The sequence below is a fragment of the Paenibacillus sp. G2S3 genome, assembly GCF_030123105.1.
Classification (GTDB): domain Bacteria; phylum Bacillota; class Bacilli; order Paenibacillales; family Paenibacillaceae; genus Paenibacillus_AQ.
The window spans coordinates 3,960,867-3,986,619 of the sequence record NZ_CP126095.1 but is presented as its reverse complement, the minus strand read 5'-3'; the positions used below and the strand labels follow the sequence as shown (position 1 = coordinate 3,986,619).

Annotated in this window: 23 protein-coding genes and 1 pseudogene; 21 read left to right on the top strand and 3 right to left on the bottom strand. The window is 45.2% G+C overall.

The annotated features are described in order from the left end of the window. Nucleotides 1–62: 62 nt before the first annotated feature. The 4 genes and pseudogenes from QNH28_RS17325 to QNH28_RS17310 form a co-directional block, all read left to right on the top strand. Nucleotides 63–176, top strand: a pseudogene (locus QNH28_RS17325) (ABC transporter permease); the annotation flags it as partial. Nucleotides 177–325: 149 nt separating this feature from the next. Then, entirely contained in the window at nucleotides 326–1,009 is a 684-nt protein-coding gene (locus QNH28_RS17320) for an SDR family NAD(P)-dependent oxidoreductase (RefSeq protein ID WP_283907792.1), read from the top strand. A gap of 395 nt (nucleotides 1,010–1,404) precedes the next feature. After that, entirely contained in the window at nucleotides 1,405–2,436 is a 1,032-nt protein-coding gene (locus tag QNH28_RS17315; RefSeq protein ID WP_283907791.1) for an ATP-binding cassette domain-containing protein, read from the top strand. Continuing rightward, nucleotides 2,433–3,248 (top strand): ABC transporter permease, encoded by an 816-nt coding sequence (locus tag QNH28_RS17310; RefSeq protein ID WP_283907790.1) that lies wholly within the window; start codon nucleotides 2,433–2,435, stop codon nucleotides 3,246–3,248. The genes QNH28_RS17315 and QNH28_RS17310 overlap by 4 nt, the downstream gene beginning before the upstream one ends. Nucleotides 3,249–3,489: 241 nt before the next feature. Here the strand turns inward: QNH28_RS17310 and QNH28_RS17305 are convergent, their stop codons facing one another. Further along, on the bottom strand, nucleotides 3,490–5,763 hold the full coding sequence (locus QNH28_RS17305) for a collagen-like protein (protein ID WP_283907789.1): 2,274 nt from the start codon (nucleotides 5,761–5,763) through the stop codon (nucleotides 3,490–3,492). 384 nt (nucleotides 5,764–6,147) lie between these two features. Here QNH28_RS17305 and QNH28_RS17300 point away from each other — a divergent pair, with 384 nt between their 5' ends. The 14 genes from QNH28_RS17300 to QNH28_RS17235 all read left to right on the top strand — a co-directional run bounded on the left by QNH28_RS17300 (nucleotide 6,148) and on the right by QNH28_RS17235 (nucleotide 19,737). Continuing rightward, on the top strand, nucleotides 6,148–6,474 hold the full coding sequence (locus QNH28_RS17300) for a PadR family transcriptional regulator (RefSeq protein WP_283907788.1): 327 nt from the start codon (nucleotides 6,148–6,150) through the stop codon (nucleotides 6,472–6,474). Nucleotides 6,475–6,573: 99 nt separating this feature from the next. Next, a complete protein-coding gene (locus tag QNH28_RS17295; RefSeq protein ID WP_283907787.1) occupies nucleotides 6,574–6,936 on the top strand; it encodes a permease prefix domain 1-containing protein in 363 nt (120 codons plus the stop codon). Further along, nucleotides 6,924–7,280: a hypothetical protein gene (locus QNH28_RS17290; RefSeq protein WP_283907786.1), complete on the top strand. Its 357-nt coding sequence runs from the start codon at nucleotides 6,924–6,926 to the stop codon at nucleotides 7,278–7,280. Before QNH28_RS17295 ends, QNH28_RS17290 begins: the two co-directional genes overlap by 13 nt. 263 nt (nucleotides 7,281–7,543) lie before the next feature. After that, complete coding sequence (locus QNH28_RS17285; protein WP_283907785.1) at nucleotides 7,544–8,302, top strand: YveK family protein; 759 nt, start codon at nucleotides 7,544–7,546, stop codon at nucleotides 8,300–8,302. Then, a complete protein-coding gene (locus QNH28_RS17280) occupies nucleotides 8,250–8,957 on the top strand; it encodes a CpsD/CapB family tyrosine-protein kinase (protein WP_283907784.1) in 708 nt (235 codons plus the stop codon). The genes QNH28_RS17285 and QNH28_RS17280 overlap by 53 nt, the downstream gene beginning before the upstream one ends. A 5-nt stretch (nucleotides 8,958–8,962) precedes the next feature. Then, nucleotides 8,963–10,198: an oligosaccharide flippase family protein gene (locus QNH28_RS17275; RefSeq protein ID WP_283907783.1), complete on the top strand. Its 1,236-nt coding sequence runs from the start codon at nucleotides 8,963–8,965 to the stop codon at nucleotides 10,196–10,198. A 68-nt stretch (nucleotides 10,199–10,266) separates the two neighbouring features. After that, complete coding sequence (locus QNH28_RS17270; RefSeq protein WP_283907782.1) at nucleotides 10,267–11,493, top strand: O-antigen ligase family protein; 1,227 nt, start codon at nucleotides 10,267–10,269, stop codon at nucleotides 11,491–11,493. After that, nucleotides 11,426–12,766, top strand: a complete 1,341-nt coding sequence (locus QNH28_RS17265; RefSeq protein WP_349655069.1) for a glycosyltransferase family 4 protein — start codon at nucleotides 11,426–11,428, stop codon at nucleotides 12,764–12,766. The genes QNH28_RS17270 and QNH28_RS17265 overlap by 68 nt, the downstream gene beginning before the upstream one ends. Nucleotides 12,767–12,828: 62 nt before the next feature. After that, nucleotides 12,829–14,739: a polysaccharide biosynthesis protein gene (locus QNH28_RS17260; RefSeq protein ID WP_283907780.1), complete on the top strand. Its 1,911-nt coding sequence runs from the start codon at nucleotides 12,829–12,831 to the stop codon at nucleotides 14,737–14,739. An 87-nt stretch (nucleotides 14,740–14,826) separates the two neighbouring features. Next, the gene (locus QNH28_RS17255; RefSeq protein WP_283907779.1) at nucleotides 14,827–15,867 is read left to right on the top strand and encodes an LCP family protein; all 1,041 of its coding nucleotides are present in this window, start codon (nucleotides 14,827–14,829) and stop codon (nucleotides 15,865–15,867) included. 24 nt (nucleotides 15,868–15,891) lie between these two features. Next, nucleotides 15,892–16,518, top strand: a complete 627-nt coding sequence (locus QNH28_RS17250) for a sugar transferase (protein ID WP_283907778.1) — start codon at nucleotides 15,892–15,894, stop codon at nucleotides 16,516–16,518. Next, nucleotides 16,515–17,324: a GNAT family N-acetyltransferase gene (locus tag QNH28_RS17245; RefSeq protein WP_283907777.1), complete on the top strand. Its 810-nt coding sequence runs from the start codon at nucleotides 16,515–16,517 to the stop codon at nucleotides 17,322–17,324. Before QNH28_RS17250 ends, QNH28_RS17245 begins: the two co-directional genes overlap by 4 nt. 77 nt (nucleotides 17,325–17,401) lie before the next feature. Continuing rightward, nucleotides 17,402–18,511 carry a GNAT family N-acetyltransferase gene (locus QNH28_RS17240; protein ID WP_283907776.1) on the top strand — a complete coding sequence of 370 codons (1,110 nt, stop codon included), beginning with the start codon at nucleotides 17,402–17,404 and terminating at the stop codon, nucleotides 18,509–18,511. A 59-nt stretch (nucleotides 18,512–18,570) separates the two neighbouring features. Beyond that, on the top strand, nucleotides 18,571–19,737 hold the full coding sequence (locus QNH28_RS17235; RefSeq protein ID WP_283907775.1) for a DegT/DnrJ/EryC1/StrS family aminotransferase: 1,167 nt from the start codon (nucleotides 18,571–18,573) through the stop codon (nucleotides 19,735–19,737). 4 nt (nucleotides 19,738–19,741) lie between these two features. Here the strand turns inward: QNH28_RS17235 and QNH28_RS17230 are convergent, their stop codons facing one another. Next, a complete protein-coding gene (locus QNH28_RS17230) occupies nucleotides 19,742–21,388 on the bottom strand; it encodes a glycosyl hydrolase family 28-related protein (protein WP_283907774.1) in 1,647 nt (548 codons plus the stop codon). A gap of 201 nt (nucleotides 21,389–21,589) precedes the next feature. Between QNH28_RS17230 and QNH28_RS17225 the strand changes: the two genes are divergently transcribed. Together QNH28_RS17225 and QNH28_RS17220 are read left to right on the top strand one after the other, a co-directional pair. Continuing rightward, nucleotides 21,590–22,528 (top strand): NAD-dependent epimerase/dehydratase family protein, encoded by a 939-nt coding sequence (locus QNH28_RS17225; RefSeq protein ID WP_283912188.1) that lies wholly within the window; start codon nucleotides 21,590–21,592, stop codon nucleotides 22,526–22,528. A 27-nt stretch (nucleotides 22,529–22,555) separates the two neighbouring features. After that, the gene (locus QNH28_RS17220; protein WP_283907773.1) at nucleotides 22,556–23,674 is read left to right on the top strand and encodes an acyltransferase family protein; all 1,119 of its coding nucleotides are present in this window, start codon (nucleotides 22,556–22,558) and stop codon (nucleotides 23,672–23,674) included. Nucleotide 23,675: 1 nt separating this feature from the next. Here QNH28_RS17220 and QNH28_RS17215 read toward each other — a convergent pair whose 3' ends face one another. Continuing rightward, nucleotides 23,676–24,173 carry a GNAT family N-acetyltransferase gene (locus QNH28_RS17215; RefSeq protein WP_283907772.1) on the bottom strand — a complete coding sequence of 166 codons (498 nt, stop codon included), beginning with the start codon at nucleotides 24,171–24,173 and terminating at the stop codon, nucleotides 23,676–23,678. 446 nt (nucleotides 24,174–24,619) lie between these two features. On the opposite strand from QNH28_RS17215, the gene QNH28_RS17210 reads away from it, so the two are divergent. Beyond that, a complete protein-coding gene (locus tag QNH28_RS17210; RefSeq protein ID WP_283907771.1) occupies nucleotides 24,620–25,675 on the top strand; it encodes an LLM class flavin-dependent oxidoreductase in 1,056 nt (351 codons plus the stop codon). Nucleotides 25,676–25,753 lie beyond the last annotated feature (78 nt).

Sequence of the window (25,753 nt, the reverse complement as noted above, 5' to 3'; positions counted from 1 at the left end):
GGTTTGTCACTGGACCCAAATGAGACAGCTTCACATAAAACCTCGTTTCAGCTGTATGACAACTTACTAACTATGGAACCGTAGGTTGGGATTTCACTATCTCTTTGATCGGAGCTGCTGTCATTGTAGCGATATTTGCACCGATTACCGTACGTGCATATATGCGCCGGACATAATTTAACAAAAGCCACTGTCTATGGGTACTCCATGATAGTGGCTTTTTTAAAAGTTAATTGCCTAATTTCGACTTCTAACTCTTCTTCTTCATGTTCATCGATGGTAATATGATATGAAAATAGAATGATAAACATGGAAGGAAGACGGTATGAGAAACTATCTGATTTTGGGAGCAAGTAAAGGTCTGGGAGATGCATTTGTGAAAGGGCTGCCTGATCCTGGCGATCAAGTATGGATCGTTTCCAGAAGCAGACCAGGCAGTCTGGATCTTAATGATGGCATAAAACGAAAATGGATAGCAGTAGATCTATCGCAGGCAGATGCCGCGCAAGTCTTATCAAAGGGCATTCAATCGGAGAAGATTGATGTTCTCGTTTATAACGTAGGCATTTGGGAGAAAGAAGGTTTTGAAGCTCACTATAACTTTGACAAGGATAAGGCGAGTGACATTGCCAACATTATAAATGTGAATATAACTTCGACGATTACCTGCATACAGGCAGTACTGCCTAATCTTCGCCAATCGGAAGCAGGGAAAATTATACTAATTGGCTCCACAGCAGGACTGGACCATACCAATAATGACCAGGTATCATTTGTAGCTTCAAAGTTCGGTCTGCGTGGCATTACACATGCATTGCGTGAGCATGTTCGTAAGGATGGCATTGCAGTAACTTGTGTGAATCCGGGTGAGCTGGCAGCAGAAATTCCTTATAGCACAAGAATTCCTGTTCAGGATATTGTCTCCATTGTGAAATGTGTCGTTAATCTTTCTAGAGCTTCCTGTGTCAAAGAAATTCAAATTCCAGCAATGACGGATTTGAACGCATAATAAAACTTATATGTCCCGTACATAAATTATTAAAGACGCTATTTATGGGTTATCCGATGATAGCGTCTTTTTGCTATGGGATAAGGCTATAAAGAATGTCAATCAGATCATGGAGTCCGTTAGCATTCCAAAACAGCGCAAATGTTAGTAATAAGGATTCTGGTGTCCGAACGTATTGCTGGTCAGGTAATAGATGAACATATGGACAAAGCAGAAGCATTTTTGAAAGAATAAACGGTGTAGCATTGAGCTACACCGTTATTTGTGCATTTACAGGATAGCTTTCAACGGAAAGCAGATTTCATTTATAAACTCAGCTTTTAACCTTAGTTTAAATTCAGTTTATAAATGGCGTTTATCATCACAATATAATCTGAAACGTTGGAGGAATAACAATGGTGCATGTACAGAACAAGATTCTAACACCAGACCATGACGAGTGGGCCGTCGAGGCGCGTGGACTGGTCAAAACATTCGGTGACAATCGCGCGGTGGATGGCGTGAATTTGAACGTGAAAACAGGTACGATTTATGGTGTCCTTGGTCCAAATGGGGCCGGAAAGACTACTGTCATTCGGATGCTGGCTACCTTACTTCGCCCCGATGCAGGTTCAGCGCGAATCTTCGGGCACGATGTCGTGAAGGAATCGCAGATTGTTAGGCAATTAATTGGTGTGACAGGGCAATATGCCTCAGTCGATGAATCATTAAGTGCTACAGAGAATCTGATTATCTTCTCTCGGCTATTAGGGCTTGGGCGCGCAGAGTCGCGGCAAAAAGCAACAGAGCTGCTGGAAGAGTTTGGTTTGACTGAGGCGGCTAAACGGCCCCTTCGAAATTTCTCTGGCGGTATGCGTCGTCGTCTGGATTTGGCAGCTAGCCTTATTGCACAACCCCCTTTAATTTTCCTGGATGAACCAACTACAGGGCTTGATCCTCGAACTCGTTCACAAATGTGGGATACCATTCGTAGGTTAGTGAATACGGGATCAACGGTTCTTCTGACTACACAGTACCTTGAAGAAGCAGATCAACTGGCTGATCGGATCGCAGTTATCGATCGCGGGCAAGTCGTCGCAGAGGGTACCGCGGATGATTTGAAAGCGTCAGTGGGTACCACATCACTACACCTGAAAGTTCAAAATCTAAAAGATATTGAACTAGCTCGCCAGCGCGTAGAACATGTGCTCCAAGTTCAGTCCGTGGTATCGTACGAAACCGGGAAAATAACTGCACCGATGGCGAACGCCGATTTAGTTACAGACCTGCTTATTTCGCTTCGTGAGGAAGGTATTCTCTTGGCTGAGATGAGTGTGCAGAAACCGACCCTTGATGAAGTATTCCTAACGATTACTGGTCATGGTGCTACGGATGATGCGTCAACAGCATCCCAAGAGTCAAAGGTTAAGGAGGCAGCAAGAGTATGAGAACTACTACAATAAATCCAGGTGTTAACCGCCAATTGAAAAACCATACGAGTTTCCGTCAATCCGTACGCAATTCTTTAACAATGGCATATCGTGGGATCCTGAAAATTCGACGTACCCCTGAGCAATTGTTCGACGTTACGCTTCAGCCAATCATTTTCACGCTGATGTTTACCTATATCTTTGGAGGGGCTATATCAGGTGATGTGGTAAGTTATTTGCCTGTTATTATCCCCGGAATTCTTGTGCAGACCGTCATCACTACCTCCATCGTTACTGGCGTCCAATTACGTGAGGACATGGATAAAGGCGTGTTCGACCGATTCAAGTCACTGCCAATTGCTCGGATAGCTCCGTTAGCGGGAGCCTTGTTGGCAGACACGATTAGATACACGATTGCTACTGTGCTTACATTTACCATGGGCTACATTATGGGTTACCGTCCTGATGGTGGTCTGGAACATGTCGCATTTGCTGCGCTTCTAGTTATTGTCTGTGCTTGGTCGATTAGCTGGATCTTCGCTTTCTTCGGTGTGATTGCGCGAACTGCTTCTAGTGTGCAGGGGATATCAATGATTGTGTTGTTCCCACTTACGTTTCTATCTAACGCATTCGTGCCTGTCGATACGCTACCTAACTGGTTACAATGGTTTGTTAAAGTCAATCCAATCTCACATCTCGTTTCTGCTGTACGACAGCTTACTAACTATGGAACCGTAGGTTGGGACTTTGCAATTTCTCTTATTGGAGCTGCTGTCATTGTAGCGATATTTGCACCTATTACCGTGCGTGCATATATGCGCCGGACATAATTTTAGAAATGAAAAAACGGCAGAGTTGCCGTTTTTTTGTGTTTTGTTAGTTAGTTTAATATGTGGATATTTAGGGAATGTATAAAAATTATGCAGTATGAATTCTTTAGTTGAATTAATCCGTTTGCTGTCATAATAACGATAATAGGAATGATAAAAAAGCCGTTATCTAAGGGATATCCCATGATAGCGGCTTATACTTTTTAAACTAAAACTTGTTTAGAGTGAATTTCTTGTGATTTTAAGAGCTTATTTTTAGAATAAGAATTGAGGCATTTGAATTTATTTGGGATCCTCCTGCATTAGTTTGCAAAGTAACGCTTGAGGCGCTGGAATGATTTCTTAAAGTCAGTACATCATTAGCGGCCGCAGTAATAATAATCATGCCTGGATTAGGTTGAGTGCCCGCACCAGAGCCATAAATACTACCACCAACAGGGGCTCCATTCTGATACAAAGTAAATTGGTTAGCTTCTACTGCAGTTACTATATAAAATACGGCATAGTCGCCAGCGTTAGAAATCATTATTTCTGATGTATCTGGAGTGTGGGTGATGTTATCAAGATTTCCATTGCTATCGAAAGTTATATCCGTTTCTGCTGCAACTGTCTGACTAGCTGTATTGAAAACATAACCATAAGCTGATAGGCCCTGACCAGTAGCTCCTGTAGCCCCTGTATCACCAGTGGAACCCGTAGCACCAGTAACACCGGTGATACCAGTTGCGCCCGTCGCCCCAGTAACACCGGTGATACCAGTAGCGCCCGTCGCCCCAGTCGCTCCGGTGTCCCCAGTGGAACCCGTCGCCCCAGTCGCACCGGTGTCACCAGTAGCACCCGTCGCCCCAGTCGCTCCGGTGCCCCCAGTAGCACCCGTCGCCCCAGTCGCTCCGGTGCCCCCAGTAGCACCCGTCGCCCCAGTCGCTCCGGTGTCACCAGTAGCACCCGTCGCCCCAGTCGCCCCAGTCGCTCCGGTGTCCCCAGTGGAACCCGTCGCCCCAGTTGCTCCGGTGTCCCCAGTGGAACCCGTCGCCCCAGTAGCACCGGTGTCACCAGTAGCACCCGTCGCCCCAGTCGCTCCGGTGCCCCCAGTAGCACCCGTCACCCCAGTAGCCCCGGTGTCCCCAGTGGAACCCGTCGCCCCAGTAACACCGGTGATTCCAGTAGCACCCGTCGCCCCAGTCGCTCCGGTGTCACCAGTAGTACCCGTCACCCCAGTAGCCCCGGTGATACCAGTAGCGCCCGTGGCCCCAGTAACACCGGTGATACCAGTAGCGCCCGTCGCCCCAGTAACACCGGTGATACCAGTAGCGCCCGAAACCCCCGTCGCTCCGGTGCCCCCAGTAGCACCCGTCGCCCCAGTCGCTCCGGTGTCCCCAGTGGAACCCGTCGCCCCAGTCGCTCCGGTGTCCCCAGTGGAACCCGTCGCCCCAGTCGCTCCGGTGTCACCAGTAGCACCCGTCGCCCCAGTCGCTCCGGTGTCCCCAGTGGAACCCGTCGCCCCAGTCGCTCCGGTGTCACCAGTAGCACCCGTTGCCCCAGTCGCTCCTGTCGCTCCGGTGTCACCAGTAGCACCGGTGATTCCAGTAGCGCCCGAAGCCCCAGTAACACCGGTGATTCCAGTAGCGCCCGTCGCCCCAGTAGTCCCGGTGTCACCAGTAGCACCCGTTGCCCCAGTCGCTCCTGTCGCTCCGGTGTCACCAGTAACACCGGTGATTCCAGTAGCGCCCGAAGCCCCAGTAACACCGGTGATTCCAGTAGTGCCCGTCGCCCCAGTAGTCCCGGTGATTCCAGTAGCGCCCGTCGCCCCAGTAGTCCCGGTGATTCCAGTAGCGCCCGTCGCCCCAGTAGTCCCGGTGTCACCAGTAGCCCCAGTAGTCCCGGTGATTCCAGTAGCGCCCGTCGCCCCAGTAACACCGGTGATTCCAGTAGCGCCCGTCGCCCCAGTCGCTCCGGTGTCCCCAGTGGAACCCGTCGCCCCAGTAGTCCCGGTGTCACCAGTAACACCCGTAGCACCAGTGAAACCCGTCGCCCCAGTAACACCGGTGCCCCCAGTAGCACCTGTCACACCAGTCGCCCCATTAGCCCCAGTCGCTCCGGTTCCGCCAGTGGAGCCCGTCACGCCCGTCGCCCCAGTTACTCCATGCCCCCCAAAACCTTCTCCTACTAATTCATTCGAAACCAACCGATGGGCCGCAATAAGTACGCCCTCAAGGTTCTTACCCCAAACCGAAATTTGTGCTTCAGGTGCTGCCAAATCTAATATGAAAAAAACAAATTCAAAACCATCGAAATTTGCGTAATAATCTTTAGTAATCACCTGATTAGGGAGAACATTCAGTAGCTCTTCTACATATAACGTTCTAACACCATCTAAGTAATAACCTGAAATCAGCACGCTAAAAATACTAACTGAATCGGGGTTATCAATCTTCACGGTCACGGTTTGAGACGGTCTAATTCCGCTTACCTCTGAAATATTATTTTCAATGGGGCCTGTTGAGAGCAGTACCATTTCAACATTTTCCTTTCTTTTTTTTAACTTATATCGTTATCCTCTCTATCATTTGGTTGGAATCTACCTAAACCACAAGTTGTAAACACAACTTCGTCGTTTTATGCATTTTTTTCTTTTGTATACTGTATTCGAAGATCATAAAAATGGTTGGGTAAATATATGTATAAAAACGTCCAGTGTGTAATTATAGAGATAAATCTGATTGGATTTAACAACCTCAAAAATAGAATGTTCAATCGGACGTCCTTAAGCGGACGTTTTTTCTTTTTGTGAAAAATCAAACGCAGGTATATTTCTCCCTAAACTACTTCATCTGTCGTAGCAATTGTGATATACCGCAACTACTACGACAGATGAAGTAATCGAGGAGGTATATCATTTTTGATCAGCAGTGATGTTATACGTGGCTACAATGATACGCTGATCCTTTACATGCTTATGGATGGAGAATCCTATGGGTATGAAATTTCCAAAAACATCAGGCAGCTGACACAGGAGAAGTACATTATGAAGGAGACAACATTGTATTCCGCCTTTACACGGTTAGAGAAGAACGGTTACACTGAATCCTTTTTTCAAGATGAGAGTCTCGGCAAGCGGCGCACGTATTACCGGATTACTCCGCTAGGTCTCGCCTATTACAAAGAGAAATGTGAGGAATGGAAGGTTACACAGGAAGTTGTTAACCAATTTATCAGGGAGTGGTGATAGAGCATGGAGACGATTGTAGTGTATCTGGATAATATGTTCGCTAGTCTGCCAAAAACCCCAGAACTTGAACATCTGAAGCAGTAGCTGCTGTCCGGGATGGAGGAGAAGTATCAGGAGTTGAAGCATGATGGTAAGTCGGAGAATGAAGCGATCGGCATCGTTATTTCAGAATTCGGTAATATTGAGGAGCTGACCGCTGAGCTCGGTATCCATCCTGTCGAATCGGAGCAGGTTGTGAATTTGCCTGTGCTGACGGAAGAAGAGACGTATACTTATATGGCTGCCAGACGTAGCTCAGGGCTATGGACCGGTATCGGCGTTTTTCTCTGCGCGTGTGGGGTGGCGCTTCTGATTGGTCTTGATACACTGTTTGAAAATAAAAATGCTATTGTGGCTGATAAAGGCTCGATGTTAGGACTTGTTGGAATACTGGAGTTTGCATATGCGTGTTGTCGTTAGCTTTTATCTTCGCAACTTCATTTGTCAATGATGACTTCACTCCTTATGGAGTCTCGGCCTTCCTACTGATCGCAGCAGTGGCAGTGTTCCTATTTATCTATTATGGAAACATTCAAGGCGCGTTTACGAAGCTGCTGGAGGAGTCTAAAGTCACTGTACTGAAGAAGGAAGTGGAACGATTTATTGGAGTTGTAGGGGCAGTGTTGTGGACAGTGATCTTCTTGTTCACAGGTTTTGTCTATCAGCGCTGGGATGTCAATTGGGCCGTGTTCCCGATTGCCGGTATTCTGTCGGGGATGTTCAGCAATGTCTATCACATCCTGAAACGCAAAAATGTCTCGTAAGAGTTTCTCAAAAATCATCGTTAAAATATATATTTAAAGAGCAAAGCAGTAAATAAATAAGGCAGTCTACCAGTATGATTTTGCTGGAAGGCTGCCTATTTGTGTTGGAATTTAATAGAGAGCTCGAGTGGTTCTATTAAAATGAAGACTTATAAATTTTCAGCTTATATTGGACATATATTGGGCGGACGAGAATAAGAATATACAATAATACTTCTTGTTGAAGAAGACGAAAATACATCAACTGTTAGGAGAAATGAACGATGGAATTTGAACTGGGCAGCATTTTGAAACTAGTGAAACGTAGGCTGCTGTTCATCATTGTGTTATGTATCGTTGCAGTCGGTCTCGCTAGCTTCGTAAGCTATTATGTTTTGAAGCCGAAATATGAGGCGACAGCTTCTATTCTTATTCAAGGGGACAGGCAGCAGAAAGCAATTAATGACATTATGGCAGGGCAAAAACTAGTAACCACTTACGGGGAAATTATTCGAAGCAGCAGAATCGCTGAAGAGGTCGTTAGAAGGCTGCAATTAAATATGACCCCTGAAAAACTATTAGAAAAAGTTAAGACAAGAACAAGTAGTGAGTCACTCGTGACGACGGTAATTGTGACAGATTCTAGTGCTCAGCGGGCAACGAATATTGCTAATGGCTTTGGGGAGGCCTTCAACGAGAACATCCAAGCGATTATGGGGGTTGAAAATGTTGTGTTTCTCGACCGAGCGAAGGTTCCTTTTGAAGCGATCTCACCCAAGCCTGTCTTTAATATGGTCGTTGCTTTCGGACTTTCATTGATTGCTGGGGTCGCTTTTTCCATTCTACGGGAATTGGCAGAGAAACCTGTGAGAAGCGCCAAAAACATTCAGTTGGATTTGCAGCTTCCTCTTCTGGGAACGGTGGGGAAATTGAAGCCACGGAAACGGCGGGCGAAGTCGAAATCCAATTCAGTAGAAGGAGCCAGCAGACATGAAGAAGAAAACGCCAAAATTGTATTGCCTGGAACAACCGAAGTCATCTAATGGAGATCAATTCCGAACGATACGCTCCAATATTCGCTATACCCGAGTAGGTGGAGAAATCCGTTCTTTATTAGTCACAAGCTCTCTTCCAGATGAGGGCAAGTCGACAGTCGCGATGAACTTGGCTATAGCCATGGCGGAAACGGGTAGAACCGTGCTGCTGATCGATGGAGATTTGCGCACACCAACTGTGCATAAGGCATTCGATCTACCTAATTGGGTCGGATTAAGTAGCATTCTAGTGGATCAAACCCGTATTGAGGATTGTATTTTTTCTATTGAGGATTCAGAAGGGCTTTCTGTACTGACCTCTGGTCCAATCTCCCCCAATCCGGCTGACTTACTAGGATCAACGGGAATGACGAGGTTATTCGCAGAGCTTAGCGAGCGATTTGATACGATTGTCATCGATTCATCTTCGGTGTTAATGCCCTTCTCGGATGCTCTTATCTTGGCAAAAATGACCGAGGGGGTATTGTTAGTTGTTAAATCCGGAAAAGTGCTCTTGAAGCATACGAACTCTGCGAAGCAGATGCTTGAGCAGCAAGGGGCACATGTATTGGGAGCGGTTTTGAATTATCGAAAGAGTAGCAAGCGCTACAAGATTCGCGGTGAAGATTTTGCCGATTGGGCTTCCTCTTCCGGAATGGTTTAACGTTTATGACATTTGCTTCTCTTCGTTATTTATTCGGAAATATCACTTACGCTGGTGCTCAGTTCGTGATTGTAGTTCTACTTAATAAATTTGGCTCAACCGAAATCGTTGGGCAATATTCGTTAGGGCTTGCGGTGACTGCTCCCATCTTCATGCTGTCGCATCTGCATCTGCGTTCGGTCTTGATCGTTGATACCTCGGGAAAATATCTTTTTGGAGATTTTTTTGGTCTCCGTCTTGTGACAACCGCTGCTGCGTTCATGATTACAGCAGGTTGTTGCATCATAAGTAGTTTTGATTGGAATACAGCTTTAGTCATATTTTTCATCGGATTGTATAGAATTGTTGAGTCGGTCAGCGATATTTTGTTAGGTATCGTTCAGAAACAGGAGAGGCTGGATCAAATCTCTTTCTCAAGAACTGCTAAAGGATTGTTCTCCATACTTGTCTTCGCCCTCGTATTTATCCCTACACAGAGTCTCATTCTAGCGTTATTAGTCATGATCATCGGGTGGTTAGCGATAACGATTGGATACGATGCTCGCAAAGCGAGAGTGTATACATCGATTAAGCCGCTTTTTAACAAGAGACGCTTATGGGGCTTGCTTATCATTAGTTCACCCCTTGGCATTGTGCTCGCGTTGATGTCGCTAAATACTAATATTCCACTTTATGCGATCTCTTACTTTAGAGGGGAACATGACTTAGGTGTATACGCTACGCTCTCATACATGATCGTTGCCTGCAATGTTGTTGTTACTGCACTCGGTGAAGCTATAACACCACGTCTTGCCCGTTGGCATGCTGCTGGACGACATAAGGAGTTTGTCTCTTTACTCAGTCGAATGATTGCAATGGGTATTGGAATTAGTGCAGTTGCTAGTTTGATCGGATGGATGTTTGGGTCTCAGCTACTAACCCTATTATTTAGTCCGGATGTGGCTAAAGAGATAGGTTTATTTCATTGGTTGCTCGTTTCTACCTTGTTGGTATTTGTTTCGTCTTACCTGTGGTATGCCATAACGGCTACCGGAAAATACAAAACCCAGATTCCATTGTTTCTTTGTTCGGTGATTACTAATGGGCTTTCTTGTCTAATATTCGTACCTGTTTTTGGGGTGATAGGTGCTGCGATAGGGGCTAGTTTGGCTTTATTCGTTCAGATGATTGGCAGTGTAATCGTACTTTTCCTGGTAATCCGTCAGGCAAGAAAACAGGTACAACAGGAATTGGCCGCATAGAAGCAATTTCTCATAGGAAAGTAGGGGCTTGTATGACATCTATATCCGTTGTAGGGAAACCCTACACCATGCGTAATTTATTTTTGTTTGCGGTTATGGGTTACATCATCTGTCTTCCAGCTCAAATAGATTTTGGTGGCGCATTTCGAATCGCACCCTCTGACCTTTTCTTAATGCTTGGTTTGTTTGCAGCAGGTTTACACCTCAAATTGGACCCGAGGCAGTTCAGTTCATGGCATTGGGGGATGTTGTTTATTTTCGTCCTTGCTTCATTTGTATCCATTTGGCGCAATGGATTCATTACGCAATACGCTCTATTGCAAAAAGATTTTGGGTTTATACTCCTACTGCTCACTTACATCATGCTTGTTCAGGCTGTAGACAGCTGGGATCGGTTATATAAAATGCTACGAGCTTTTTTGATCAGTGTGCTGATCTTCAATGGCGTCGCTTTGTTCGATTTTTTTAGTGGAGTGAAGGTTCCGTTTATGGTGCAAGACGGTCGCCTCTCCGGGATGCTAATTGATCCGAATGCATACGGCGGATTACTAGTTACGGCTTTTGCCATTCATATCATGACGAGTGGAGACGGGGTGAAGCTGCTAAGGGGATGGGTGAGTACGCTAGCGACGATCACCTTAGCCGGGGGCATAATAATGACTTTTTCGCGTTCGTCATGGATAGGTTTGTTCCTTGTTCTGCTTACATTACTGCTGACTAATCCTTCTCGACTTCTCAAGATCGGCATGGGGTTTAGCGTCGCGTTTGGAGCATTGCTGTTGTATAAAGGTACAGCTTATCTGGATGTGCTTGGGAATATGGCCAGCAGACCCTCGCAGATTCAGTCGCGTCTAGACATCATTGGGAAGGCTGTGGAGTGGATCGCTCAAAGTCCATTATTAGGGATTGGACTCGGTAGCTATAACTATGAACTGCGGATTATTATCCATAATACTCCGATCTGGTTTATGACAGAATTTGGCTTGTTAGGCTTGATTGTGTACGGCGGATTCATGATCTGGTTCTTCATCGTTGGGATCCGTTCTTATCGCGCGGCAGATAGGGTGAACAGACCGATCATTATGGCATTATTGCTGTCTCACGCAGCGATGATTGGACTTTCGATGGGTATTGAAGCCTTATTCCAGCGGTATTGGTGGTTCATGATGGCTATGAACGCAGCTTGCATCCGATTAACGAATACGGGATGGAAAGGAGTGAAGCGATATCGAACCAAGGGCACTGAAAAGTCAACGGGTCGTAACCTACGACAACAAACAGAACAAGCGCAATAAGCGCAACAAGCGCAACAAGCGCAATAATAAGAGGTTCGGGAGCATACCTGCTGAAGACTGTGGGCCGGTAAGAGTTGCTTTTGTAGCCTCCATTTTTGGGCATTTTGAGAGTTTCCATCTACCTTACATGGCGTTATTGCAGCAAAAAGGTTGTGAAGTGCATGCTTATGCGCAGCCCGGGGAAGCGAGATTGCGATTAGAAGAGAAGGGGATCGTGTGCCATGATGTGCCCATTCAGCGTAGCCCTTTACAGATGCAGAACTGGGCAGCGCTAGGGATACTAACGGAAAGCTTCAAGGAGGAGGGGTTCCAGTTCATCCATGTACATACGCCAGTCGCTTCGATTCTCGGACGGATTGCGGCCCATAAAGCAGGTGTACCTTGCACATTGTATACAGCGCATGGTTTTCATTTTTTCAAGGGAGCTCCTTTTCTGAACTGGATGCTTTATTATCCGCTCGAGAGGTTAATGGCCCGCTGGACAGATGTGCTAATCACCATAAATAGAGAAGATTATGAACGTGCCCAGAAATTTTCTATACGGAAAAAGGTGACTTATGTGAGTGGTGTAGGACTTGATCTCCAGGTTTACGGCAGTGAACAGGGTCATCCTGAAACTGCGTCGGAGAAGGCAGATAGGCGACGCCAACTGTTTGATCTGCCGAAGAGTGACCAGGATGAACCTCCCTTCGTCATCCTATGCGTTGCTGAATTGAACGCCAACAAGAACCAGAAGCAGTTGATCGAAGCGCTGGGTCAGTTGGGGTCTCAAGCAGGCAACATCCATCTGGCTTTTGCGGGTACAGGACCGTTCGAGCAGACTCTATTGGAACTTGCTAATCGGCTGGTTGTCAGCGATCGGGTGCATATGCTTGGGTACCGTAGAGATATTCCGGATCTACTCAGAGCATGTGATGTTGCTGCACTTGTGTCTTATCGCGAGGGACTACCTCGGGCGATTATGGAGGCGATGGCAATAGGGAAACCCGTAATAGGTACTCATATTCGGGGGATTCATGATTTGATCGAACATGAGTCAACAGGCATGTTGGTTCCTGTTGGTGATATTACCGCTACCGCTAAGGCTTTTACTCAATTACGTGATGATCCAGCATTAACTACGGCAATGGGAGAAGCAAACAAGGAGAGGATCATTCGTTACGGGTTGCCTGCGGTGCTCCGTGAAATGGACTCGATCTATATAGAAGCGCTAAACAAGGAGGAAAGAAAGCGGGTTCCGTCTGAAATGCATGCCAGCCTATCGGGGGATTGAATACTCACTCTCACTTAAAAGGCGAGTAAATGAATTTTTAGTTAATTAGGGAGAAAGAAGTGATGAAAATGCGGATCGTCCGTTTGGTCATGTTGGATGCAGGGATTATTGCGGCTTCAGTGTGGCTTGTGTTTTTACTTCGGTTTGATTTTCAAATCCCTGAGATGTACGTGTGGATGCTTCCGTGGGCAATATTGATTCACATTGCGGTGTATGCGGTCTTCTCATTTGGATTCAAAGTGTATAACAATATCTGGCGATACACCGGAATGAGAGAGTTACTGCAGCTTCTAAAAGTGAGTGTATTAACCCTCGTTGGAGTGATTGCTGTCAACGTATCCACCCATGCAGTAATTCCTTCCTATCGACTACCGATTTCTATCTATTTTGCAGCGGGTTATGTGTTTCTGGGCATTGTGGGGTTACGAATGGTTAAACGTCTTCTAAATGATGGATTTGAGACAACGGGTGTGAAGGATGCCTTCGAAGGTAATCTTCTAATCGTTGGGGCTGGTAAAGCTGGAATCCTCGTTACGAAAGATATCAAGCATTCAAGGTTCAAATTTATGCATCCCGTTGCCTTCATTGATGATGATGCATCTAAACAAAAGCTGGAAGTAATGGGGCTGCCGATTGTGGGTAACCGAAATTTCATTCCCGAGGCCGTGAAACAGCTGGACATTGCATTCATTATTATTGCCCTTCCGACAGCGCCACATAACGACTTAATGGAGATTATTGAGATCTGCAAATCAACAAAAGCACAGATTAAGCTAATGCCTAGTATGACAGAAATTTTGGACGGGAAAATGGCAGTCAATCGAATTCGTGAAGTGTCCGTAAATGATTTGCTGGGTAGAACTCCTGTTGAGATTAATACTGAAGAGATTCGTGAGAATTTAGGGAGTGAGTGTATTCTCATCACGGGTGCAGGAGGCTCCATTGGCTCAGAACTGTGCCGTCAGCTAGCTGCGTATCGTCCGAAGGAAATGTTGCTGCTTGGTCATGGTGAGAACAGCATTTACCTGATTGAACAAGAGCTACGCCAGTTATATCCCGATCAGAAGATTCAACCTATCATAGCTGATATTCAGGATGTGTCGCGGATCGATAGTGTTTTTCAGAATTTCCGACCTACGATTGTGTATCACGCCGCTGCGCATAAACATGTGCCCCTTATGGAGATGAATCCAGTGGAGGCGGTAAAGAACAACGTTATCGGAACAAGGAATGTAGCGGAAGCGAGTGCCAAATATGGTGCTAAGCGGTTCATTCTGATCTCTTCGGACAAAGCGGTTAATCCAACAAGTGTCATGGGAGCTACAAAGCGAGCGGCAGAAATGATTATTAATGATCAGAATTCATCTAGCAAGACGGTTTTTGCTGCTGTCCGTTTCGGTAATGTTCTCGGTAGTCGGGGAAGTGTTATTCCGTTATTCAAAAGACAGATCGAGAGTGGTGGCCCGGTTACGGTTACCCATATGGATATGGTGCGGTATTTCATGACGATCCCTGAAGCAGTGCAATTGGTTATCCAGGCGAGCGTACTGGCACAAGGTGGCGAGGTGTTCGTGCTTGATATGGGTAAGCCGGTTCGGATATACGATCTAGCAAGAGATTTAATACGTCTGTCGGGCTTAGAACCCGATAAAGATATCCCTATCGTGGTCACGGGCATTCGTCCCGGAGAGAAATTATTTGAGGAACTCCTGACAGAAGAGGAGGGATTGATGGTCACCAATAACTATCGCATCATGATCAGTCGGCCTCAAAGTGTTTCCAGATCCGAATTGAATTTGGTCCTTGGTGTGCTGGAGAATTTGTGCAAACGGTACGAATTTGTGCCAAGCAGTTATCAGATTAAGAAATTATTAAAGCAGCTTATTCCAAGCTATTCGGGCTTTCAGGAAGAACCACAGGTGGCTACTCATGAGCTTGAACGGATCAAATCCGAAGTTCATGCGGGAATCTAAGTGATGAAGCCGTTGATGAATAGATGGAAAAAGAGATTGCGTGTTCGGGGGAAGAGTGACAAGGAATATACAAGAAAGCAAATCGTCATGAGGCGAATTGGAAGATTCGCCCTGATTGGTTTTCTGATTGTGATTGTTGTTGGTGGGATCTGGGTTAGAGGGGTGTTAAATCCTGAGCAGCGCTTTCAAAAGGCAGTCCTTAATCCATTGACGATACCAGGCTCTAAAGTTTCTGTGGAAGCAGTAGGGAAGACGCAGGCGGATGGAGCTCTGAATAACCCAGCAAATACAGATGATCTTTCGCTGTCACTAAATACACCTGAACCAACAGCGTCGCCAGCTGCATCCGATAAAAAAACTTCATCCTTCAATGTTGTATTAATTGGAACAGACACCTGGGGTGGGGAAATTTCGCGTGCAGACACGATCATGGTTGTGCATGTGATGCCGGAACAGCGCAAAGTGAACATCGTCTCTGTACCGCGCGATACAAGGGTTTACGTACAAAATGTCGGATATACCAAAATAAATCATGCTCATATTGTGGGGGAGTCCAAAGGTGGGAATGAGCAAGGAACGCTAACGCTAATTCAAGCGGTGAGCGACTTTATGAATATCCCCATTCATCATTATATCAAGACGAACTTCTCCGGTATTCGTGATTTCATCGATTCGATCGGTGGGATCGATATGGTAATCAATCAGGATGTGACCATAACTCCTGAGATTACCATCAAAAAAGGCGAACAACATCTGGATGGTGTGCATGCTCTCTATCTTGCTAGGGCGCGGTATTCTACTCCGAACGGTGACTTTAGTCGTCAAGAGGAGCAATTCAATATCGTTAGAGCTGTGGCCAATAAGCTATTGAGCCCTGAGCATCTTCCAGATCTGGCGGGATTATTACTCCATGAAAAGAAAGACATTATCGATACAAGCTTCAGTGACAGTGATTTGCTCAGCTTAGCTTGGTTATTCAAGGGAATAACTTCCGAGGATTTTAAATACGAACAGATTCCAGGCAACAACAGTTTTGGTTCTGATCCGCTAGTCAGAACTAAGGTGTACTACTGGAGTGCTGATTTAAAACAGGTGAACTCACTGAAGGAACGTCTTTTTACGGATTAAGAGAAAGGCGGGAGGAGTACTTACATGTATCGCCATATGAAACGAGGCTTCGATCTTGTGGGAGCGATCGTTATGTTATGTATATTTAGTCCAGTCATGGCTGTGGTTGCGTTGTTGATTCGAATGAAGCTTGGAAGCCCAATCTTATTCAAGCAGCAACGACCGGGACGGGGAGAGAAGCCCTTCTTCATCTACAAATTTCGGACCATGGCTGAACTGTATGACTCGCAGGGTCAGCCGTTGCCAGATGAGCGACGATACATCAAGTTTGGCGGAATGATCCGGAAGCTAAGTCTGGATGAACTGCCGCAATTGGTCAATGTTGTAAAAGGCGAAATGAGCCTGATTGGGCCAAGACCTTTGCTCATACGGTATAGCCCTTATTACTCCGAACAGGAGAAGCTTCGCTTCTCTGTAAGACCTGGAATTACAGGATTAGCACAGGTGTCAGGACGTAATACTTCGTCGTGGAAAGATCGACTTTCGTATGATGTCACCTATGTTGAGAATTTAAGTTTCAGACTTGATGCACTGATATTATGTAAAACCGTCTTGAAGGTGATTCGCCAAGATGATGTTGTAGCCAATCCAGGTCGGCATAGCTTACCTCTGGATGAGTATAGGCTGAATAAAAAGGAGGGCCAGGCATGAATGTGCAGTTTAGACCGCTGCATGAGGACGATATACATCATGCATGCCGGCTCTTGAAGAGTAACTTACCGGAGCATGTTTACAATCAAACGATATTTGCTTGTAATGGTTATCCAGCATATCTACAAGCGGCTTGTAAGTGTGGAGGCCATTCAGCCACATTGTTGATTGGAGCCTATAGTGGAGAAGTGCTCATTGGATTTGCGGAATGGCGAAGAATGGAACAAATGTTGGTGCTAAATAATTTAAACGTGGATGCAGCGTATCGCAAGGATGGCATTGGTGGAATGCTCATGGCGTATGGAGAGAAATTAGCCGAGAGGGATGACATTAAGAAGCTGGTACTGGATGTGTTCTCATGGAATGAACAAGCTCATGCTTGGTATCTTCGTCTTGGTTTTGAAGAAGAAGGACGTACTTACTGGTACGTAAGGGATTTGGGTCGTTCATTTGCGGCTAGTGCAGATGTTATTGCTGCTGGAGCGGAAATGGAGGATGAAGAAGTGGCTTACATTATTGATGATTACCCAATGGCAGAGGCACATCATCTAAAGTACGGATTTTCTTCCTTTAGGATTAGAACGAAGCAGAAGACTTCAGTTGTGGGTCGGCTCGGCGAGCAGTATTTTCGTATCCAACTGCAAAGTGGGGATTGGGCCGGTGGATATCCATTAACCGATGTGTTACTCGACCTAGACCGGGAGAGAAAGCTGTTATTGCTTTCATCCGATGCATTCTTACGGGAGAGAGACCCGGCGCTAAGCTTAAGCACTGAAAGTATACGTATGATCAAGATATTGGATTAGCAGCGAATGCTTCCGAAGTAAGTTTTTCGAAGTACCTCAAGGAAACATACGCTAAGATAACTTTTTGGAGGCGACGTATGAGTGATTTCATTGTGCTTAATAGCTCGCATTCTGAAGAATGGGATGCTTATTTGAATCAGATGGATAGGAAGGATATTTATTTCGCAGCAGATTTTTTTCGGCTGTTCGAGGATGATGATCATCAACAAGCAGAGCTGTTTGTTTTTAAGCAAGGTGAGAAGCTCATCATTTATCCTTACTTACTTCGTTCCATTAGCCATCTTCCCGCAGTCATCCAACTGGGACTTGAAGGGGAATGGTACGACATCAGCACACCTTATGGATACGGGGGACCGATATCTAATGTGTCTATTGGAGCTGAACGAACGGAGCTGTACCGACAATTCAGTGAAACGTTCACAGATTACTGCAGAGCGAAAAGGATCCTGACCGAGTTTGTAAGATTTCATCCTTTCATAGGCAATGCCACCGAATTCCAAAACGGGCTTACTACAGAGCTCAATCGGAATACAGCTTATATGGATCTCACAGTTGGCTCAGAGTCAGCGCTAATCCAGAACTATGGCAGCAATCATAAAAGAAATATCCGTAAAATAAAGTCAGCTCCATTCACCATTCGAAAGTCGGATCTTAAGGAGCGGATCGAACCTTTCATCGAGTTATATTATGGTACGTTAAATGATTTACAAGCAGATCCCTTTTATTATTTCCCTCAAAAATTTATAGAAGATACAAGCCTTTTGCAAGAAGGGCGGGTAGCCCTGTTCGAGGCGATGGATGGGGAAAAGGCAGTAGCGGCAAGTATTGTGCTTCTTGATCAACCATGGATGCATTATCACTTATGTGGTTGGGATCGGGCTTATCTGCAGTGGTCACCCACCAAATATCTCATTCACTCAGCAGCTGTGTGGGGGATGGAGAATGGGTATGAAAAATTCCATCTCGGTGGGGGATATAAAGGCAACGATGAATTGTTTCATTTCAAGCTAAGATTTGCTACTCAGCTAGAGCCACTGGACTATTATTTAGGTAAGCGAATATTTTTTCCTGAGGTGTATGAACGTATGATATCGCTCTGTGACACTGCGATTACTGGAAATTACTTTCCACTCTACCGGCATCCGTCTTTCTTAAATCAAAATATCAAGGACCACGCTCTGAAGTAAGTCAATAAGATATGTATTCCATCTGGATTAAAGCATCCAAATGGAGAAAGGGGCAAGGCATGAGTATTCGTCAACCAAGCATTCTACCACGAATCTTATTATCCCCACCGCATGTAAGTGGACGTGAACAGGCGTATTTGGAGGATGCACTTCATTCTGGCTGGATCGCTCCCATTGGACCACAAGTCGATGCTTTCGAGCGTGAGATGGCCGACTATACAGGTTCAAAGGGTGCACTTGCGTTAAGCTCTGGAACAGCGGCAATTCATCTTGCACTTCGACTTGCTGGTGTCTCTCAAGGAGATTACGTGATTTGTTCGACGCTCACTTTTGTAGCTAGTGCCAATCCTATTCTATATTTGGGCGCTACACCTGTATTCGTAGACTCAGAGCCAGAGACATGGAATATGTGTCCACTAGCCTTTCAGCGGGCCTGCCAGGATTTGAATGACAGAGGGCTATTGCCTAAAGCAGCTGTTGTTGTCAATTTGTATGGGCAGAGTGCAGACATGGAGCCAATTGTAGAAATTGCGAATCGTTATGGCATTACTTTAATAGAAGATGCTGCTGAATCACTAGGTGCTTTTTATCACGGAAAGGCTAGTGGTACTTGGGGCCGGTTCGGAATCTATTCTTTTAACGGAAATAAAATTATTACAACCTCAGGTGGAGGCATGCTTGTGTCGGATGATACCGAGGCATTAGAACAAGCCCGTTTCTGGTCTACGCAAGCACGTGACACGGCACCACACTATCAGCATTCCGAAATGGGTTACAACTATCGGCTCAGTAATCTGTTGGCAGCTATAGGCCGGGGGCAATTGGAGCTACTAGAGGAAAGAGTTGAACGACGTAGATATATTTGTCAAGTGTACTTAGAGCGATTGGGATCCGTTCCGGGTCTTCATTTTATGCCGGAAGCGCCTAATTGCCGCAGTACACGTTGGTTAAGTGCGCTAACGATTGATGATGAGATCGCCGGTTTCTCCTCTAATCAACTCTTAAAGTGCCTGGAATTTAACAATATAGAAGCCAGACCTGTATGGAAACCACTACATTTGCAACCTCTGTTCGAGAACGCCTTCTATTATCCTTACATGGAGGGTCATAGTATATCTGATCAATTGTTCACAAAAGGTGTATGTCTACCTTCCGGTAGCTCTTTATCGGACGATGATCTGGTACGCATAATGAGTGCGATAGAGTCTTGCCTTCAGAACCGCTGAAATATTACTTAGCGATCCATCCGTTAGCACCGGTTCCGCTTTCTTTCACATATAAAGTGGCTTTAGCTACACCATCTGTTCGCATAGCCAGACTGCCAACCGGAGCGGTTATCGTTCCCTCGGGCGAACCTTCCACGATGAATACTGCCGGAAGCACTGTTCCTCCAACAAGTCGGACTGCCCGTTTGAAGTTGCCATAGGTAGAGAACCATTCAGTTAAAGCATACGGATTATACAAGGTGCCAAGAGAAGTACCCTGCATGGCAACCAACGTTTCAAATTCTAGAATGCGTTTTACCTTTACAGATCGGGTATCAAACACTGCTACATTGTTCAGGTGCAGGTAGGGCTTAGCTGCACCATAAGAAGATGCTAGCACGACTTGATTGGTTCCGCTGTTACGGACAATCATATTGTCGACAGTAACCATTGCGTCTGACTCTGTTGTGAATAATTGCAAAGTACTGCCCGTTAAGTCCTGTGCATCTATCGTCCCCACATAAAGATCTCCTCCGTCGATTCGGACTCCGCTTGCTAAGGTGGAACCCGAGCCGTACATCCCTAACGAGCCGATATGCAATCTTGGTTTTCCTCCAGCAGCATTAAACGCAGCGTAGATCGCAGGGCCGCCAATTCCATCGAACTTTGCGCTTGCGATATCAATAAATTGCGAATAGATCGTTTGTAGACCGTAATTAGCCTTATGATCCGTCGAGCGAATAGACAAATGGTTGATTTTTAGTGTCAGTCCATAGGACAGCAATGCTGGACTTACTGATCCACTTACACGCATATCCAGTGAACCGATGTCGAGAGTCCATAGTCTCGTTATCTCATCTGAAAGTCCAGTTGTCATATCATTGCCGAAACCAATAGTTGTCAAGGAGTCGAATCGCTGATAAAAGCTCCGCGTTCCCTTGAATATGTCGGGTTCTACATCGAGTGAATTGGCGCCATTAAACCCAGGTGCACCACCGCGACTGTTATTTAATACCGCTCTGTTGACATGAAGCTGGTCTACAAAATGGACTACGAAGTTCTTTCGACCAGCCGTTTCACAGTACGCATAACCGATATGCACATTAACAGATGGGATATCTTCTGTTCCTCCAATGAAAATATTATCCCCATAGCAATCATGAGAGTACACCGATTCGATCGTTATATTTTGTGAAGAAGAAATGAACAAGCCATGAAGTTGATCGTTGACGGCTGTTTTAACAGTCGAAGCACTTCCGTCTATTTCGAGGCTGCCGGATATCGTGATGTTTGAGGCGTTTAACATGACCAGAACTCGAGTATCCGATGGTGGGTTAGGGGCAAGCACCAATTTTGAGCCGACTTCAAAGCTTAGGTTAGTTCCGGTTGGAATACGAAGACACCACCAGTCTAGGACTGAAGGGTTACGCATGTGGCCGGAAGAGACTTTATATACACCAGGCGGGAAAATAACAACCTTGCGTTTGGCGTTTCCAGCATTGATTGCATTTTGAATCGCGACGGTGTCATCTTTGGTGCCATTCCCTGTAGCTCCATAGGATCGAACATTCACGTAACCGTTAGTTTCAGGATCTAATTTAATAGAAGTGACCGCGCCGTCCGCTATAACGGACGTTGTTACAGAATTATCTGGAATAGGTGCAGTTGCCATATACTTCACTCCTTTATTTTTTGATTTGAAATATAAGGCTAAATTTCACGTTATATAACATCCTTATATTTCTACGAGTAACGGTTGTCGTCCAAAAAGGATGGCAACATCGTTTCTTCTTAAGTATTTTATGTGAACTTTTCTACAGATGCACGGTACAAAGAGCACTCTTAAAGGGCGAAAGGAGTTTTTTATTTGAAGGTGTTAGTAACTGGGGGGCTTGGTTTTATTGGGTCACATGTTGTTGATCGGCTTATAAGAGAGGGGATCGAAACTGTAATTGTAGATAATTTATCGGGTGCTTCCGGCTCATTCTATAGAAATCCTTCCGCACTTTTATATCCGTACGATATTCGGGATGAGACAGTGGGCGAAGTTTTTAGCCGTGAGAAGCCGGATGCGGTCATTCATCTGGCTGCACAGATCGACGTAAGAGAATCACAGCGGAATCCTTTGTTTGATGCGAATGTGAATATTGTTGGCACACTAAACGTCCTGCGGATGTGTGAGGCGCATCAGGTTGAGAAGATCGTGTACGCCTCATCGGCTGCTGTATACGGTAATCCTGAATATTTGAGCATTGACGAGAAACATCCCTTAAATCCTGAATCTTGTTATGGGGTATCAAAAAGCGTCCCTGAGTCCTATATACGGATGTTTGCCAGCATGCATGGGCTGAAGTACACCATTCTCCGTCTTGCGAACGTATATGGACCTCGGCAAAGCTCGCATGGCGAAGCGGGTGTCGTTTCAATTTTTCTGGATCGCTTAAAGCAAGGTAAGGAGCTTGTGATCTATGGGGATGGAGAACAGACCAGAGATTTTGTGTATGTTGAGGATGTCGCACAAGCGTTTGTAGATGCGGCTTGTACAGGTGACACTGCGGATAATCAGATCATAAATATTAGCTGCGGGGTGGCTACCTCCATTAATACGATTGTGGAGATGATAGGCGGTATTACAGGTCGAGAATCCCAGAAAACTTATGAACAGGCTCGGCCGGGCGATATTCTTCACAGCTACTTGAACAATAGGAAAGCCCATGAGTTGATGTCCTGGTCTCCTAACCATGACCTTCACCAGGGGTTGGAGAAGACGATTGCGGCCCGATTGACCGTAGGCAGTACTGTGGACCATTAATCGTAAATATCGAAAGGGGTTATCCCTATGGAACGAAAATTAAATTCAGAAATGTTTGTTCTGCGTAGTATAGCCTGCTTAAGTATAGCGCTGCTGCATGCTTTATATCGCGTCTATGACGATGGTAATACGCCTTGGGTAGAGTCAGTGGGTCTACTACTTACATTTGGCACGCCCGTATTCGTATTTATCTCCCAATTCGTATTGTCTTTTGCTTACCCGGATAGAATTCCCGCGAGATTTTGGGAGAAACGGATCAAGTATATATTACTTCCCTACTTTTTTTTCGGGGCTTTATACGCAGGGTTAAAAGGATTGGATATGGCAAGCAGTGAAGGGATTCCGCTTCTTCAGGCTTTTTGGTATTTCCTCTGGCGGCATTTATTACTAGGAGATTTTCACGGCTATTTTATCCTCATTATTTTTCAGTTTTATGCTTTGTTTCTCTTATTTCAAAAGCATGCCAAAAAATTCAATCCACGTTCTATCCTGATTTCCTCATTCGTTATAAACGTTGTATATTTAGGTTTTTTCAATTTCACCAAGCCCGTGGATACGGTAGCCGCACATTATATCTGGGATAAATTATATTGGGTATTCTCTCCGGGGTGGATTTTCTACTTTACTGTAGCGTACTACTTGGGACGAAATGAGAGTTGGTTCCGGGAAAAATTAAAACAGTTCCGATTAGCAGTCTACATTCTTCCGATTGTAACTGGGGCGCTTGTGCTGTTCGTGAACGGGCAAGGCTGGATTACAGCACATAGTTCTAAGAGAATTGATATGTTACTTTTCGCCATGAGCATGATTCTACTACTCTTCACAGTGGCTTCTTCATTGAAAAAAGTGCCGCGTGTGCTGGAGTGGAGTAGCAGATACTCCTTTGGCATATACTTGCTTCACCCGTTGTTATTGGCTTTGTTTGTTAAACTTCCTGCTTCGTTCGGGCTGCAAAACCTTGGACTACTCAGTGTGCTGCTCCAATTTATCGGGTGTGTAGTGGGCTCGGCGATCATAATGAACCTCGCGAATCGTATACCAGGCGGAGCCTTTGTATTCGGTCGTATCGGGATCGGGATTAATCAGAGGAAACCCCCGAAACCGCTGGATAAGCCCATAAGCTCGAGGATAGGAAACATCAGCTAGCTTATTTTGTAGCTAAGTTATTTTCAATACTGTATATTGCCTGTTCAGCACCATATCTTAGAACGGTTTGTTCCAATTGCATACCTAATTTCTCTAATAGTCTGCAGGAGGAGAGATTAGCAGTTTGTGTCTCAGCGATTACTTTGGATAAATTTAATTCATTGAAAGCGTAATTTAAAATTTGCTGAATAACTTCTCTAGCATACCCATGTCCCCACCATTCTGGCAGAAATTCATATGAAACTTCTGTGTTTATTCCGTCCGTATGGCTATCTAAAGAAACTAATCCAATACAGCTATTAAGGTCTTTCAGCCAAACGGTCCAATAATGTGCCCCTTGGTCTGAACGTTGTAATGTGTCCAAAAACTTACTATAGGTATGCTCCTCAGGTATCGCTCCACCTAAGTATTTTCTTGCGTTTTCATTGATATAGATCATCTTTAAATCTTCAAAGTCATTATCATTTAACCTAAATAAGCTACATCTTTGGGTCTCCAAATCTATTTCCTCCTTAATTTTAATTTTAATTATCCATCTCAATATAACATCATGCTCCGATAAACCACATCCACAAGATGTGGTTTTTTGGGGAAAGTTAGATATGAGGCATACTGCACGCTTTGGACCGTATTGCAGCTATTTTTTAATTTTTGCTCAATTTCGCGACAGTTTCGGACCGCATGGATCTTATTTCCATAAAATCAAACGTTTTGGTAGTTATTTTTAGTGAATAGCTGCATCTGAGTCCTATAATCTAGCAAAATGCCCTGAACTCTTAAAATAAGGGCTCCTAAGTCCGATCAATAATCGAGGGGATCTGAAAAAGTTGGAATTATCGGGGAATCCTATTATAATAGGTGTCTTGATTAATGTAATTATGAATAATTAACCAATTACAACCAGAGAATAATGCAGGCTTGCAGAACATTAGGAGGAAATGAAAAGTGGAACTTGGAATAAGTACTTTTGTCGAGACAACGCCCGATGTCCAAACGGGTGAAACAATAAGTCATGCAGAACGACTACGTGAAGTAGTGGAGGAAATTGTACTTGCCGAAGAAGTGGGGCTAGATGTATACGGAGTGGGTGAGCATCATCGTCATGATTATGCAGCTTCATCACCTGCGGTTGTGTTAGCTGCGGCAGCATCTTTGACTTCGAAGATTCGGTTGACCAGTGCCGTAATGATCCTGTCTTCAGCAGATCCCGTACGTGTATTTCAAGATTTTGCAACTTTAGACGGCATTTCGAATGGACGTGCTGAGATCATGATCGGCCGCGGCTCGTTTACAGAGTCTTTTCCTTTATTCGGCTATGATCTGAAAGATTATGAAGAATTGTTCGATGAGAAGCTGGAATTGTTATTAGCTATTCAAAAGTCAGAAAAAGTAACCTGGAGCGGCAAACATCGAGCGGCCATAAACAATTTGGGTATCTACCCGCGACCGGTTCAAGATCCGTTACCGATTTGGATTGGGAGTGCTGGAAGTCCAGAGTCTGCGATCCGCACAGGGGCATTAGGTCTACCTTTTGTTTTGGCAATTATCGGCAATGTTCTACCGCTTGATTATGCGAAGCATGTGCAGCTATATAAAAAAGCAGCGGCTGAAGCCGGATACGATATTTCAAACCTGCCTATTTCCTCACACTCACACGGGTTTATCGCTGAGACTAATGAGTTAGCGCTGGAGAAGTTTTTCCCTTCAACGCATGCTCGGACCAATGTGCGGGCGAAGGAAAAAGGCACACCTCCATACCATCGTTCCGATTATGATGACGCATGCAGCTTTGATGGCGCTCTTTATGTTGGTGATCCAGAAACCGTTGCTAACAAAATTATTCATCTTCGCAAGCATGTGGGAATTACGCGATTCTTTTTACATATGCCCCACGGTACAATGCCTCATGAGGATGTTATGCAGGCGATTAGACTGCTGGGAACGGAAGTAGCCCCTCGTGTTCGTGAAGAAGTAGCGCGCTGGGAAGCAAGTAATCGTTAACGAATAAGCTGCGTCCTTAGGACGTGGCTTTTTTTTTTTGTACGGTATACTAAAGAAATGAATAACGTTGTACGACAC